The organism is Rhodococcus sp. DT1, assembly GCF_049844875.1.
GTDB lineage: Bacteria > Actinomycetota > Actinomycetes > Mycobacteriales > Mycobacteriaceae > Rhodococcus.
The window spans coordinates 174,783-189,339 of record NZ_JBNCLW010000005.1 but is presented as its reverse complement, the minus strand read 5'-3'; the positions used below and the strand labels follow the sequence as shown (position 1 = coordinate 189,339).

At 66.8% G+C, this 14,557-nt stretch carries 11 protein-coding genes; 1 reads left to right on the top strand and 10 read right to left on the bottom strand.

What is annotated here, in order from left to right:
• Positions 1-111: 111 nt before the first annotated feature.
• The 8 genes from ACLQ3J_RS14255 to ACLQ3J_RS14220 all read right to left on the bottom strand — a co-directional run bounded on the left by ACLQ3J_RS14255 (position 112) and on the right by ACLQ3J_RS14220 (position 10,822).
• Positions 112-1,242 carry a nitronate monooxygenase gene (locus ACLQ3J_RS14255; RefSeq protein WP_169652004.1) on the bottom strand — a complete coding sequence of 377 codons (1,131 nt, stop codon included), beginning with the start codon at positions 1,240-1,242 and terminating at the stop codon, positions 112-114.
• Positions 1,243-1,337: 95 nt separating this feature from the next.
• Positions 1,338-2,588: a CaiB/BaiF CoA transferase family protein gene (locus tag ACLQ3J_RS14250; protein WP_169652005.1), complete on the bottom strand. Its 1,251-nt coding sequence runs from the start codon at positions 2,586-2,588 to the stop codon at positions 1,338-1,340.
• Between the two features lie 20 nt (positions 2,589-2,608).
• The gene (locus tag ACLQ3J_RS14245) at positions 2,609-4,090 is read right to left on the bottom strand and encodes an aldehyde dehydrogenase family protein (RefSeq protein WP_422423370.1); all 1,482 of its coding nucleotides are present in this window, start codon (positions 4,088-4,090) and stop codon (positions 2,609-2,611) included.
• A 9-nt stretch (positions 4,091-4,099) separates the two neighbouring features.
• A complete protein-coding gene (hmgA, locus tag ACLQ3J_RS14240) occupies positions 4,100-5,437 on the bottom strand; it encodes a homogentisate 1,2-dioxygenase (protein WP_367113024.1) in 1,338 nt (445 codons plus the stop codon).
• Positions 5,434-6,489: a lipocalin-like domain-containing protein gene (locus ACLQ3J_RS14235; RefSeq protein ID WP_422423369.1), complete on the bottom strand. Its 1,056-nt coding sequence runs from the start codon at positions 6,487-6,489 to the stop codon at positions 5,434-5,436. Before ACLQ3J_RS14235 ends, hmgA begins: the two co-directional genes overlap by 4 nt.
• A gap of 81 nt (positions 6,490-6,570) precedes the next feature.
• Positions 6,571-7,857: an oxygenase MpaB family protein gene (locus ACLQ3J_RS14230; RefSeq protein WP_296549117.1), complete on the bottom strand. Its 1,287-nt coding sequence runs from the start codon at positions 7,855-7,857 to the stop codon at positions 6,571-6,573.
• Entirely contained in the window at positions 7,854-9,038 is a 1,185-nt protein-coding gene (locus ACLQ3J_RS14225) for an alpha/beta hydrolase (protein ID WP_169621381.1), read from the bottom strand. Before ACLQ3J_RS14225 ends, ACLQ3J_RS14230 begins: the two co-directional genes overlap by 4 nt.
• Positions 9,035-10,822: a multicopper oxidase family protein gene (locus ACLQ3J_RS14220; protein ID WP_425903674.1), complete on the bottom strand. Its 1,788-nt coding sequence runs from the start codon at positions 10,820-10,822 to the stop codon at positions 9,035-9,037. The genes ACLQ3J_RS14225 and ACLQ3J_RS14220 overlap by 4 nt, the downstream gene beginning before the upstream one ends.
• 260 nt (positions 10,823-11,082) lie before the next feature.
• Between ACLQ3J_RS14220 and ACLQ3J_RS14215 the strand changes: the two genes are divergently transcribed.
• Positions 11,083-11,664, top strand: a complete 582-nt coding sequence (locus ACLQ3J_RS14215; RefSeq protein ID WP_296549114.1) for a TetR/AcrR family transcriptional regulator — start codon at positions 11,083-11,085, stop codon at positions 11,662-11,664.
• Between the two features lie 52 nt (positions 11,665-11,716).
• Here ACLQ3J_RS14215 and ACLQ3J_RS14210 read toward each other — a convergent pair whose 3' ends face one another.
• Positions 11,717-12,829 (bottom strand): NAD(P)H-dependent flavin oxidoreductase, encoded by a 1,113-nt coding sequence (locus ACLQ3J_RS14210; protein ID WP_169621384.1) that lies wholly within the window; start codon positions 12,827-12,829, stop codon positions 11,717-11,719.
• 11 nt (positions 12,830-12,840) lie between these two features.
• Positions 12,841-14,499, bottom strand: coding sequence for an acyl-CoA synthetase (locus ACLQ3J_RS14205; protein ID WP_169652011.1), 1,659 nt, complete (start codon positions 14,497-14,499; stop codon positions 12,841-12,843).
• Between the last annotated feature and the right edge of the window lie 58 nt (positions 14,500-14,557).

Below are 14,557 nucleotides of genomic sequence, written 5' to 3'. Positions count from 1 at the left end.
AGGAGCCGGGAGCGGCACTGCGCAAGAGCGCGGGCAGAACACGACCGCGCGCAGCCGGCGAACGAACGGTGGCCGCCGCGCCGGAGCGCAGCGGCCACGTGATCGTCCCGGTCAGGCGCTCGCGGCCTCGTTCAGCCGCTCGAGCGTGCCGGTCGCGTCGAGGTACTCCTGCACCCACCGCTCGATGACCGCGGAGGTCTTCTCGACCTTCGAGAACTGGCCGACGACCTGCCCGACGGGGTTGAACGCGACGTCGACGGAATCGTCCGGGTACTTGTGCGTCGCAGCGACGGCCATGCCCGAGACCATGTACTGCAGAGGCATTCCCAAAGGCTCCGGGGTGTCGTCCTGCTCCCACGCCTCGGTCCAGTCGTTGCGGAGCATCCGGCAGGGCTTGCCCGTGAACGAGCGGCTGCGCACGGTGTCGCGACTGGTGGCGTTGACGTAGGCCGCCTGCTGCACGGCGGTGTTCTCGGCCTCTTCGACCATCAGCCACTGGGAACCGGACCAGGTGCCCTGCGTGCCCAGCGCCAGGGCGGCCGCGATCTGCTGGCCGCTGCCGATACCGCCCGCTGCCAGGACAGGCACCGGCGCAACCTCTTTGACCACCTGTGGCCACAACACGATCGAGCCGACTTCGCCGCAGTGTCCGCCACCTTCTCCGCCCTGGGCGATGATGATGTCGACTCCGGCGTCGGCGTGCTTGCGCGCCTGATAGGGGGATCCGCACAGGGCCGCAACCTTGCGCCCGGATTCGTGGATGTGCGCGATCATGTCCGCCGGAGGCGTCCCGAGTGCGTTGGCGATGAGCGTGACCTTCGGATGCTGGAGGGCAACGTCGACCTGCGGGGTGGCCGTTGCCTCCGTCCAGCCGAGAAGCTGCAACGCGTTATCGTCTCCTTCGGGCAGCGGCACACCGTGGTCGGTGAGAATCTTGCGCCCGAAATCGAGGGTTTCCTGCGGCACCATCGACTGCAGCATCTTGGTGAGTTCTTCGGCCGAGAGGTCGGTGTCCATACCCTCGTACTTGTTCGGAATCACGATGTCCACGCCGTACGGACGGTCGCCGATGTGCTCATCGATCCAGTTCAGCTCCACTTCGAGCTGCTCGGGGGTGAACCCGACGGCGCCGAGGACACCGAACCCGCCCGCCTTCGACACGGCGACGACAACGTCACGGCAGTGGGTGAAGGCGAAGATGGGGAACTCGATGCCGAGTTCGTCGCAAAGGGGCGTGTGCATTCGGCACTCCTCGGGAGACAGTGGAAGACTGGAACAGGTTCCACTTTAGAGTGCGCGCGGCGGATTGAACATGCCCAGCGGCGTCTCGCCCGAACTCAGATGATCCCGCGCTCGCGGAGCGCGTCCTGCTCGGCCTCGGCGAGTCCGAGGATGTCGCCGTAGACGGCGGCATTGTCGTAACCGGCGATCGGTGCGCCCGCCATGCGAACCGATCCGGGTGTGCCGGCGAGGACCGGCACGACACCAGGCCCGAGCACGTCGCGGCCCGTGCGCTCGTCGTGGTGCGGCACAAGCATTCCGCGGGCCTGGAACTGCGGATCGCGCACCACTTCCGCGACCGTGTTGACCGGACCGGCGACGACGCCCGCCGCAGACAGGTGTGCGAGCAGGTCGTCGAGCGTCCAGGTCGCCGCCCATCGCCCGATCAGTGCGTCGAGTTCGTCCTGGTTGGTGCCGCGGGAAAGGTGGTCGGCGAAACGCGGGTCGTCTGCGAGTTCCGGGGAGTCCATCGCAGCGCACAGCCTCCGGAAGACGGTGTCCTGGTTGGCGGCGATGACGATCCACATGTCGTCGGCTGTCCGGTAGAGATTCGACGGGGCGATCCCCTCGAGGCGGGTGCCGGACGGGCCCCGTACCACGCCGGCGGCGTCGTAGTCGGGCACCACGGATTCCTGGACCGCGAAGCACGCTTCCGTCAATGCGACGTCCACGATCTGTCCACGTCCCGTGCGTTCACGGCTGAGCAGCGCGGCGAGCACCCCCTGGACGGCGAACATGCCACCGAGGGTGTCGCCGAGGGACAGCGCGAGTCGCGGCGGGGCCTGCCCGGGATAGCCGTTGAGGTGCCGCAGACCGCTCTCGGCCTCGGCGACCGACGCGTAACCCGCGTGCCCGGCCTTGGGACCGGTCTGCCCGTACCCGGACACGCGGGCCAGGACGAGGCCCGGATTGATCTCGGACAGCACGTCGTACCCGAGTCCCCACTTCTCGAGGGTGCCCGGCCGGAAGTTCTCGACGATGACGTCCGATTCGGCGACCAGGCGCCGGAACAGTTCCTGACCGTCTGGAGCGCGCAGATCGAGAGTGATGCAGCGCTTGTTGCGGGCGTGCACCGTCCAGAAGAATCGGTGCCCGTCCCGCTCGCCCTGTCCCCATGTACGCAGCGGGTCGGGACGAGCGGGATCCTCGATCTTGATGACGTCTGCGCCCATGTCGCCGAGCAGGCGTCCGGCGAACGGACCCGCGATCAGGGTGCCCAGTTCGAGCACCCTGATGTCCGCGAGCGCACCGGTGCCTGCCGTCGTCTGCGCCGAATCACCCTGCGTACCTGCGTTACCGGATTGCACTGTGTTGCCTGTTCCTTCGGTCAGTAACCGAGGTGAACCGTCTTCTCCTCGGTGAACGCTTCGAGGCCGCTGCGGCCCAGTTCGCGGCCGATACCGCTGGCGTCGCGCCCGCCCCAGGGTAGCGCCGGGTCGGGCACTCCCCAGCCGTTGACCCACACCGTTCCGACCCGCAACTGCGGGATGACGCTGTGCACCGTGGAGAGGTTCTGGCTGAAGATGAAGGCGTTGAGGCCGTACTTGGTGGTGTTCGCGAGCCGGACCGCCTCGTCGGTGGTCTTGAACGTGATGACCGTGGCAACCGGGCCGAAGATCTCGTCCTGCGCGATGGTGAGGTCGTTCGTGCCGCGGAACACGGTGGGTTCGACGAAGAAACCGCGGTCGCCGATGCGGGATCCTCCGGTGACGAGCTGGGCGCCCTCACTGCGCCCCTTCTCGATGTAGCCGAGGATGCGATCGAGTTGCTTGCGATTGACGATCGTGCCCTGGGTGCTGGCCGGGTCGAAGGGGTCGCCGACGACCGCGTTGCGGGCGAACTCGACGAGCCCTTCCACCACCTGGTCGGCCATCGACTCGTGCACGATCACCCTCGTACCCGCCGCGCACACCTGGCCCTGGTGGTAGAAGTTGCCCATCGCGATCCACGGCAGCGACGCGTCGAGATCGGCGTCCGGGAAGATCAACTGCGGGGCCTTACCACCCAGCTCGAGGGTGACCTTCCGGAACTTCTCGCCCGCAAGCGAGGTGATGGTCTTTCCGACCGCGGGGCTCCCCGTGAAGGTGATCTTGTCGATGCCGGTGTGCGCGGCGAGCGCAGCACCGGCCTCGGGACCGAGCCCGGGAACGACGTTGAACGCACCGTCGGGCACACCGGCTTCGGCGAGCAGGTCGGCCAGCCTGAGCGTCGCCAGCGATGCGTCCTCCGCGGGTTTGACCACCACCGAGCATCCGGCTGCGAGCGCGGGTGCGATCTTCCACGCCGCAACCACGGTCGGGTTGTTCCACGGTGTGATCGCACCGACCACGCCGAGAGGCTGCCGCAGCGTGAATCCGAATCGGTGCTGGGGGCCGACATCCGGAAGGATCATCGCCTCGCCGGCAATCTTGTCGGCCCAGCCGGCGTAATGACGGAACGACGCGGCGGCAGCGGGAATGTCACCGGCCACGGTGTCGGCGTAGAGCTTTCCCATCTCCGCTGTCTCGAGCGCGGACAACTCGGGCGCGTGCTGTTCGAGGAGATCCGCCACGTGCGTGAGGATTCGCCCACGCTCGGCGCCGGGCATGCGCGACCACACTCCGGACTCGAAGGTGTCGCGGGCCGCGTCGACGGCGGCGTCGATGTCTGCGGCGCCGCCCGCTGCCACTTCGGCGACGACTTCTTCGGTCGCCGGATTGATCGACGAGAAGTGTGCACCGGACTGCGCCGGGACGGTCCGCCCTCCGATACGCAGGCCGGAGTCGGGAATTGTGACGGGGGCGGGGACGGGGGTGGAGAGGTCGGTCATCGGGACTCCTCAGGAAGAAGGCGGGGTGAAGCGACGGATGAGCCCGGACCACGACGCGTCGTAGTCCGTCTGACGGTGCGCACAGCGGTAGGCGGCGTCGGTCACGGTGAGCGCCGATCGCGTCTCGAACATGAACGAGAGGGTGTTCTCGAGCTTGACCGGTACCAGGTCGGCCGCGGTGGCAAGGTCGAACGTCTCCGCATCGGGACCGTGCGCGCCCCACTGGTTGTGGAGGGACGCACCGCCGGGTACGAACCCCTCGGCCTTCGAATCGTGGCGCCCGCGTACGAGTCCCATGAACTCGGTCATGACGTTGCGGTGGAAATGCGGTGGCCGGAAGGTGCGCTCGGCAACCACCCACCGGTCGGGGAAGACACAGAAATCGACGTTCGCCTGGCCCGGTATCGGCGTCGGGGAGGTGAGCACGGTGAAGATCGACGGGTCGGGATGGTCCCACCCCGCGGTGGTCATCGCGTTGAACCTGCCGAGGTCGTACTTGTAGGCACCGTGCGTGCCGTGCCAGGCGACCACGTCGAGTGGGGAATGATCCAGCTCGGTCGCCCAGAGCTGTCCACCGAACTTGTTCACCAGTTCGACAGGTCCGTTCCGGTCCTCGTACCAGGCGGTGGGATAGAGGAAGTCGCGTGCGTGTGCGAGACCGTTCGCCCCGATGGGGCCGAGTTCGGGCAGCGCATAGGCAGACCCGTAATTCTCACAGACGTAGCCCGACGCCCGTTCCCCCAGCAGCTCGACGCGGAAGCGCACGCCACGGCCGATCACCGCGATCTCGCCCGGACCGACCGCGAGGCGCCCGAACTCGGTGCAGAGCAGCAGTTCCCCGTCCTGGGGGACGAACAGCAGTTCCCCGTCGGAGTCGACGAAGTACCGGTCGGTCATCGACGACGACATGGAATAGAGGTGTACGGCTATGCCGGTGCGGGCGTGGACGTCGCCGTTGACGGCGTAGGTGATGATCCCGTCCACGAAATCCGTCCCGGGTGCCGGTGGAGGCAGCGGATCCCACCGAATCCGGTTGGGGGTGAGCACGCCTCCGGACACCGGCGCCGACACCCAGCCACGGCTGTCCACGCGCTCGAACGGCCCGTGCGCGGCAGACGGCATGATCCGGTAGGTCCATGTTCTGCGGTTGTGTTCGCGTGGTTCGGTGAACGCGGTCGCCGAGTGCTGCTCCGCGTACAAACCGTACGGCGCACGCTGGGGGGAATTCTGCCCCCACGGCAGCGCACCCTCGACGGCCTCGCTGTGATGCTCGTTGCCGAATCCCCGCAGATAGGAAAGACCCGGCGGATCGTCGACCTCCACGCGACCGTCGCTGCCTCCGCTCACGTGAGCGCGACCATCTCGTGCAGTGTGGTCCCCGTACGGACGTACTCCTCGCCATCGACCGTGACCGTCATCGTGAAATCCGACCGGAATCGGAAGTACCCCGGGCGGCCGATGAGTCGATTGACGATCGGCTTCACCAGCGCGCTCGAGGCGAGCGGTACGTCTTCGAGAAGATTGTGGGCGTGCACGATGTCGCGGACGGTGAGCGTCAGATCGAGCGAGCCCGGAACACGGATCCGCAGCCACGACGGATAGGTGCGGTCGGCGACCGGGTCGAAGACCGCGGGGCCCTCGGTCATCTCGACCTCGCCGTTGCTGAGCACGATCCGGTCGTCCCGGGCGATCATCACCGGCTGCGACCAGTGGGCACCGTATTTCTTCTGGGTGTGCACCATCGCGTACACGAGGGAGAAGTCGTCGGTGTACAGCCGGCCCCAGTACCACTTGTCGATGACACGCTTCATGTCACCGACACCCCAGTTGTGGTCGTGGTAGCCGCGACCGGTGACCTCGGTGGTGACGCCGTCGACCGTCACGGTGCCGACGACAGAGGCCCGAGGCGCGCCCACGACCCAGGCGAAGAACTCGCGGTCGTTGTAACTCGTCCGGCCCCTGCCCGGCATCCACGGCGGAATCAGGGCGGTGAACGTCAGATCGAATCCGAGGCCGCCCTCGGAGACGGCGACACGGTAGATCGGCTTGCCCTCGTCCTCTCCGACGAGACGTGCCGTGTTGTGCGCGACCCGCACGTCGCAGCGTTCCTCCGACACCGTGAGGTCCGAGTCACGGTACTGCCGGATCTCCTCCCTGCGCTGCCCGTCGGGCGAGTAGATGTGGATCTCCACTCCGGGTCTGCGGTGCACCAGTTCCCGCGTCTGCACCATCGCGACGACGATCCGGCCGTCGTCGAGATGCGCGTCGAAATACCAGTGTTCGAAGGCGTGTTTCTCGCTGGAAGGATGAGCGGCATTGTCTTTCGGTCCGACGACGGTGATCTCGCCGTCACGGCGTCCCGGTCCGTTCCAGGCTTCGACGATCTGTAGAGCGGGCATGGGTTGTCTCCAAGAGTTCGGGTGTCGGCGGGGTAGTTGTCACACTGTGCGGTCGAGCCGCCCGCTCGATCGCATGTCCGATCAACGACGCAGCGCACCGCTGGCGTCGAATTGTGCTTCGCGGCCGTCCATTTGGGCTCGGTACCAGTTCTCCCGGTGGACGACCATGATCTTCTCGTGCAGCGTGCCCACGCCCGGCACGAATCGCCGGGCGAGTTCCATGAGCGTGATCAGCGGGAACCGCACAACCGGGATGAGGATCCACGGCAGCACCTTCGGCATCGAGTATTTCCGCCGGGTGCCGGGCGACATGAACATCGCCGAGTACACCGAGTTGATGCGGAAATTGTATTTCGCACGGAGCAGGGCGAGACCACGTTGCCCTTCTCGCGGAGCGAACGCCTGTGGATACGACTCGATGAGTTCCTTGCCGTACTCCCCCGAGTCGTACGACCGCGACACGACGGTGGTGAGCAACGTCCGCACGCTGTCGCCGATCGTCTCGGGGTACCAGGTCGTCCGCACACCGAGGAGGTAGCCCATGTACTTCTGGAAGTGGATGAGCGCCCGTATTTCTCGCGGTGTGGTGTGGTAGCCGAGAGTCCACAGTGCCAGCCCCGGAGTCACGCTGCCCGCGATGAGCGTGAGCAGCATGTAGGTCTGGCTGATGGGAAGTCCCCATTTGGCGGCGTCCCATTCGGGGTGCCCGGCCACGCGGGCACGTACGGAGACATGCATGATCCGCACCTTCAGCGCCGTGGCCCGGCCGCGCGATCCGGCGGCGAGAAGCGCGCCGGGCTCGGACACGTCGATCCAGAACCGCGAGGTTTCGAGGAATCGGCGCAGAGCGTTGTCGCCCGCGTAACCGCCGGCGAGCGAGAGCGGTGTCGCGACAGCGGATTCCGTATAGATTTCGAGAGTTTCCGCACCTGCGAAGCTGAACAGCATCGTGCCCCAGCGCCGCCAGATCTCGGCGCCCTGTTCCACGAGTTCCGGCTGCACCCATTCGGGGACGGTCTCGAACTCGTCGAACAGCGCCTTCATCGCGTCGGGTGCCTCGGGAACGGAGTCGATGCCCTCCGTCAGGGCCCGCTCGAGCAGTGCGCGGGCCGCCTGGGGGCCGAGGTCACCGTGGTAGACCTCGTCCACGAAGCGCTCCGCGGTGGGGTCGCCACTGTAGAGGTCGTTGCACAGTGCGCGAGCCTGCTCGTCGGTGGGAAGGATGTCGAAGCCCGTCACGGCGCGAATCAGTCCCCGTACCCGCCGGACACCGGGCCGGGCCTTCGCCTGCCAGTAGGGGAACGCGCTCGGGCAGCGGTCCGGGGTATCCGATTCCCCGGATGCGCGTGTTTCCAGTGTTCCGGTCATGCCGACGCCTCCTCGGCTCGGTCGTCTGTCACCGTGCGGCGGATCCATCCGGTCAGGCGGCTCACGACGTCATCGAGGCCACCCGGTTGGTCCACCAGGTAATGGTTGAGGTTGCGCATCTCGATCAGTTCCGCCTCTCCCGGCAGGGCATCACGCATGAGACGCGAATCCTCGGCGAAAGCGGCCTGGTCGCCGAGCAGGCTCATCACGAGCGCCGGCGCAGTGACGTTGCTCAGATCGGTCAGTGCGTCGGCGTGCGTGTGGTCGACGCTCCAGGTGCTGAGCCAACTGCGCACCGTCACGAATCGGGCGAGTCCTCCGGCGGCGGTGTTCGCGGCGGCCGGATCGCCGTACATGCTGCCGGCCTCCCGGTCCGACGGGTCGAGGGTGGTATCCACGAACCGCGGGTCTCCGACGGTGCGATGCACCACGAACCCACGGTCGGACGCGCCCATCCGGTTCAGTTCGTCGAGTTGCCCGAGAGCCCACGCGTCGATGCGGCGCATCCGGGCGAGTTGCGCGTCGCGGTAGCGGGCGACCCACTCGCGGTCGAGCGGTACCGTCCGGCCCGGCGCGTACAGGTCGAGGTCGGGATCGGTCGCATACGGGTCGGCCTCGTCGACGACGGCGCCGTCGATCCAGTGCCGCAGCACCCGCGCCCGTCCGGGGTGCGCTCCGACGAGCAGCAGTGCGTCGGCGGGGCGTAGTTTCGCGTCGGCGAACCGGGCGGGATCGCCGGCGGGGGTCTGCGTGACCGTGGGGTTCTCCGCCTGCGACTGGTAGAACGAGGCCAGCGAGCCCCCGCCGCTGAACCCGAGCAGCACCACCTTCTCGAAACCGAGTTCGTCCGTCATCCATCGCACGCCGGTACCGAGGTCGAACGCGGCGCGCTCCATGATGAGAGCGGGTTCGTTGGATGCGTACCGGGTGTTGAGGCCCATCGCCGGGATGCCGGCGCCGGCGAACGCGCGAAGCAGGAAGTGACTGAGGAAGTTCGACGCCGGATGGCACATGATCACGCCGACCTCGCGTGAGTATCCGGGTGCCGCTACGAGGTTGCCGTGGAGCGTCGGATAGTGGCGGCTCAGACCGGAGTGCATCTCGACGCGGCCGTCCGTCGCCGGTTCGTAGGGAATGCGCTGGAAGTGGTCGCGGGGTTCGGGGCCTGTCGTGGGGTTCATCGCACCGTCCGATACTCGAGCATCATGTCGTGGTCTTCGTGGTCGAGGACGTGGCAGTGCCACACGTAGCCCTGCAACCGGTGGTCGTCCCGGTGTTCCGTGTGTTCGTGGTGCCCGGCACTCTCGGTCGTTGCGGTGCCGACCGCAGCCGGGAACGTCGCGTCGGGATCGAAGCGCAGTTCGTCGGCGGTCGGGAAGTAGGCGACGATGCGGGTCACCGAATTCGGATCACAGATCACGGTGTCCTTGTATCCGGTCTCCCACGGCTCGGGGCCACGCAGTGGTTCCACGACGAACGGATCGGCGTCGGGGGTCCACTTGGTGCCGATCGGCGGCTGCGGTTGCCGCGCGCACATCGCGAGGGTGTCGATCGCCTGGCGTCCCACGACGCGAAAGTGCACGAGGTGCAGGTGGATCGGGTGCGGGTCGGGTGTCGCGTTGACGATGTTCCACTGCTCGACGGTGCCCTGCCGGGGCATCTCGATATCGTCGCTGTGGAATCTGAGATTGTTGAGCGACATGATCGACGGGGGCAGCCGTACGTCCGACGGCTGACTCAGCGACACGTTGCGAATGTGCGCGGGTTCCGGCGTGGCTCCCACGATCGGCGGTTGCCCGGTGCCGCCGCGCAGTCGGTCCGGTACCGGTCCGGTGAAGCCGCGCGCGGCCTCGGCCCGGAAACGCAGAAACATCGGCATGTGGACGGCACCGATCTGGGCGGCTTGGGGTGCGGCCGATTCGGTGTTGCGGAGTTCGACGGTGGCACCGGGATCGAGCATGCCGAAATCCACCAGCAGGTCTACGCGTTCGCCCGGTGCCAGCCGTACGTGGGTGGTCGGTGCGGGAGCGTCGAGCAGTCCGCCTTCCATCCCGATGACCCAGAACGGCATGCCGTTGGAAAAACGCAGATCCCACACACTGAAGGACGCGGCATTGACCAACCGCAGTCGGTAGAGGCCCCGTGCCACCCGCGCCTCGGGCCAGATCTTGCCGTTGACGACGCCGACGTCGCCGACCGCGCCGCCTTCCCACCTACCCTGCGGAACGATCGGGGTGGAGCGGATGCTCTGGCGTCCGTCGCCGTGGACGATCTTCTCCTGCAGTACCAGTTCGAGTTCGAACTCACCGGCCGGCAGTCCGAGCGGGTTGCCGCGTTCTCCGGTGTCGTAGTCGTCGCGGAGCAGGTACACACCCGCCAGCCCGGCATAGACGTTCAGGCGCGTAACAGCCATGGCGTGGTCGTGGTACCAGAGCCCGGCCGCATCCTGCCTGTTCGGGAAGCGGTACGTCGATCCCTCTCCCGGTCGCGCGATCTTCTGAGGGTGACCGTCGAATTCGGGAGGCGTCACGCCGCCGTGCAGGTGCATCGATGTGGGCACCTCGGTGCGGTCCCGCTCGCTCAGCCCGTGCAGGGTGGTGTCGACGTCGGCAGCAAACGGATGCACAGTGATCCGGTTCCGGTATTCGATCGCCGTTTCCTGTCCGCGGTGCGCGGTGATCACCGGACCGAGATACGTGCTGTCTCCGTAGGCCAGGGTCGGACCAGGCGCGAGGTCGCGGTGGAAGCTGTGTGTCGCGCTCACCGCGTCGATCGTCAGCGACGAGCCCTCGAGCCTCGGGAGGATGGGAAGGTCGTCGACGAACGGCGTCAGCCGGGGCGACGGGAAAAGCATAGGACGGGGCAGGTCGGGGCTGTCGGCGACCGCACGACCGCCGACCAGCGCGCTTGCGCCGGCGCCGGCTGCGATTCCGGCGAGAAGAGTTCTGCGACTGATATTCCGCATGGACCAGGCTTCCGTTTTCACGCGACCGCAGCCGAGAAGGGAGCACATTTCGTGACTGCCGTCACAATACCATACGGTATGGTGTGGTCGACGTTCCGTCCTGGCCGCGATCGCTGTAGTCGACATGATGATCTGTATTGCAGTGTGCCGGAAGGCCGTTCGATACCCTCTCGGGGTGCGCGGTATCGCTCGCCCACGTTCTCTTTTCCCGCGACATGTACGCTCGACGCGTACAGCGAGAGACAAGAGGTGACGACCCCGTGGCGCAGCAACCGACGAAGGACGGCTCGCGGTCCGGGCGGCGCCCCCGGCTTTCCCTCGACGACTGGACCGCGGCCGGGTTGCAGTTGCTCGTCACCGAAGGCCGCACTGCCGTGAAGATCTCCAGATTGTGCGACGAACTCGGCGTCACCAAGGGCAGTTTCTATTGGCACTTCACCGACATCGACGACCTGATGAAGGCCATCGCCACCCGGTACACCTCACAAGACAACGACGCTGCCCGCGGCCTGACGAGCGTCGAAGAACTGCCCGTCCGGGAACGGCTGACGCGCATGGGCACGATGCTCGTCGACGACCGCGCCTGGGAGGCCGAGGTGGCGGTGCGCGAGTGGGCGCGGAGCGACCCGCAGGTCGCCGAATCCGTGCGCGCCCTCGATCAGAGAATCATGACGGTGGTCGAGAACGCGTTCCTCGAACTCGGTTTCGACAAGGACGAGGCACGGGTCCGCGCCGGGACACTGGTGTACGCGGGGATCGGATTCGTGTACGGCCGCGACGGATTGCCCTCCCCCACGGTCGAGCAGATTCAGGCGCTGCTCACGATTCTGGTCCGCAAGTAGAAGACTGTGCCCGGGAGGATTCACCTCCCGGGCACAGTTCCATCCCCCCGGACTATCGGGCTTCGTTCAGACGATCGACCGCCTGGTCGTAGCCGGTGACAAGTTCGTTCATGATGTCGGCGACGGGACGGATGTCGTTCATTCGGCCCACCACCTGGCCCACCGGCATTGCGACGACCTCGGGGTCGTTCGCGGCCGAAATGCGCTGGTGCGCCTCGCTGACGAGGATGTTCTGGAGCGGCATAGGCAGCGGCGACGGTGCGTCCGGCCGCGACCACGCCTCGGTCCACTTGGTCTTGAGCAGTCGCGCCGGCTTGCCCGAATAGATGCGCGACCGCACCGTGTCGGACGACGTCGCACCGAGCAGCGCCCGCTGGATCGACGACGGGCCGTCGGCCGCGGAGCCGAGTTTGTATTCCGCGGCGGTGAGCCAGTACGAACCCATCCAGACCCCGTCGGCCCCCAGCGCCAATGCGGCCGCAACCTGCCTGCCGGACCCGACGCCGCCCGCGGCAAGTACCGACGCGGAATCGCCGACGGCATCGACGATCTCGGGCCAGAGCACCATCGACGCCACCTCACCGGTGTGCCCCCCGGCCTCGTATCCCTGGGCGATCACGATGTCGACACCGTTCTCGACGTGCCGGCGCGCGTGCTCCACCGCCCCCGCCAATGCCGCTACCGGCACCCCCTTCTCGTGAGCGAGGTCGATGACATCCTTCGGGGGCGAACCCAGAGCATTCGCGATCAGCGAAATCCTGTGCCCCAGAGCGATGTCGACGTGGGAGCGCGCCACCGAATGCAGCCAGCCGAGTACACCGCTCGCCTGCTCGACGTCATCGGACAGTGGAGGAACACCGAGTTCGGCGAGGGTCCGGTCGACGAACGCGCGGTGTTCCGCCGGGATCAGTTTGTCGAGATCGACCGCGGTGCCCTCGGTGGGCACCTTGGCCGGCATCACGATGTCCACGCCGTACGGCTTGCCGTCGGTGTTCTCGTCCATCCAGGTCAGGACGGCGTCGAGTTCCTCCGCGTCGTTGAAGCGCACGCATCCGAGGACACCGAGTCCGCCGGCGCGACTGATGGCCGCGGCGACGTGTTCGGAGGGAGTGAACCCGAAGATCGGATAGTCGATTCCGAACTTCCGGCCGAGGCTGGTCTGCATCTCCCTGCCTCTCAGCCCACCGCGCCGGAAGCGCTCGGGGTGCAGTGCTCGTCGGCGGGGCGCCCTTCGGTCTGCTCGTGGGCCCACCGGTAGTCGGGCTTGCCCGCCGGCGAGCGCTTGATCTCGTCGACGAACCATGCGCTGCGCGGCACCTTGTAGCCCGCGATCTTGGTGCGGGCGCTCGCGACCAGTTCGTCGAGAGTCGCGGTGTGGCCCTGCCGAAGCGCGATCACCGCGGCGACCCGTTCGCCGAACCGATCGTCGGGCACGCCGACCACGAGCACGTCGAAGACAGCCGGGTGCTGCTTGAGCGCGCCCTCGACCTCTTCGGGGTAGATCTTCTCGCCGCCGCTGTTGATCGAGACCGAACCGCGCCCGAGCATCGTGACGGTGCCGTCCTCCTCGACCCGGGCGTAGTCGCCGGGGATCGAGTAACGGACGCCGTTGTACTCGCGGAACGTCGCCTTCGTCTTCTCTTCGTCCTTGTAGTAGCCCAGGGGGATGTTTCCCTTGCGCGCGATCAGGCCGACCTGCCCCGAGCCGGGAGCGATGGGGTTGCCGTCTTCGTCGAGCACCGTGGTCGACTCGTCGATCTTCACCGTGGGGCCGCCGCCGCGGGTCTTGCCCTTCTCCACGATTCCGAGACCGCCGAACCCGCTCTCGGACGAGCCGATCGAGTCGGTGAGCACCTTGCCGGGAAGCAGCTCCAGGAAGCGGTCCTTGAGGGAAGGAGAGAACAGCGCGGCACTCGACGCCATCGCGAAGAGAGTCGAAAGGTCGTACGGCTGACCGGTCTTCGGGTTGCCCTCTTCGAGTGCGTCCAGCATGGGGCGACCCATTGCGTCACCGGTGATGAAGATGACGTTGACCTTGTGTTCGTCGATGATCCGCCATACTTCGTGGCCCGAGAACTCGGGGTGCATGACGACCTTGCCGCCGCTGAACAGCGACTGGAACAGCGCCCACTGCGCGCCGCCGTGGATCATGGGGGGAATCGGGTACCGCACGAGCCCGGGGTTCTCGGCGCCCTGCTTGGCGAGTTCCCACTCGTCTTTCACCCACTCGCCCGTCATGAAATTGATGCCGCCACCGAGCACGCGCCAGACATCCTCGTGACGCCACATGACGCCCTTGGGATGGCCGGTGGTGCCGCCGGTGTAGAGCATGTACAGGTCGTCGGGGCTGCGCTCACCGAAGTTGCGCTCGGCCGAACTCCCGGCAAGCGCGGTCTCGTACTCGACCCCTCCGTACGACGAGAAGTCGCCGTCGGTGCCGTCCTCGATCACCACGACGGTCTGGACCAGCGGCGTGGACGGCAGAACGTTGGCGACCTTGTCCGAGTACCGGCGCTCGTGAATGAGCGCGACCGTATCGGAATTGTCGAACAAGTACTGCAACTCGTTCTCGACATACCGGTAATTGATGTTGACCATGACGGCCCGGATCTTGAACACCGCGACCATTGCCTCGACGGCCTCGATGGTGTTGCGGGAGTAGATCCCGACTTTGTCACCGGGCTGGACACCCTGTTCGGCCAGGTAGTTGGCGAGTCGGTTGGCTCGTTCCTCCAATTGTCCGTAGGTGACCTCTCTGCCGTCCGAGGCCAGTGCGACACGGTCGGGAACGAGGTCGATTGCGTGCTCGACGAGGTCTGCGATGTTAAGGGGCACGCCACAAAAGTAGAACGTGTTACCGTTATTGACAAGACTTTACTGAGACCTATTTCAC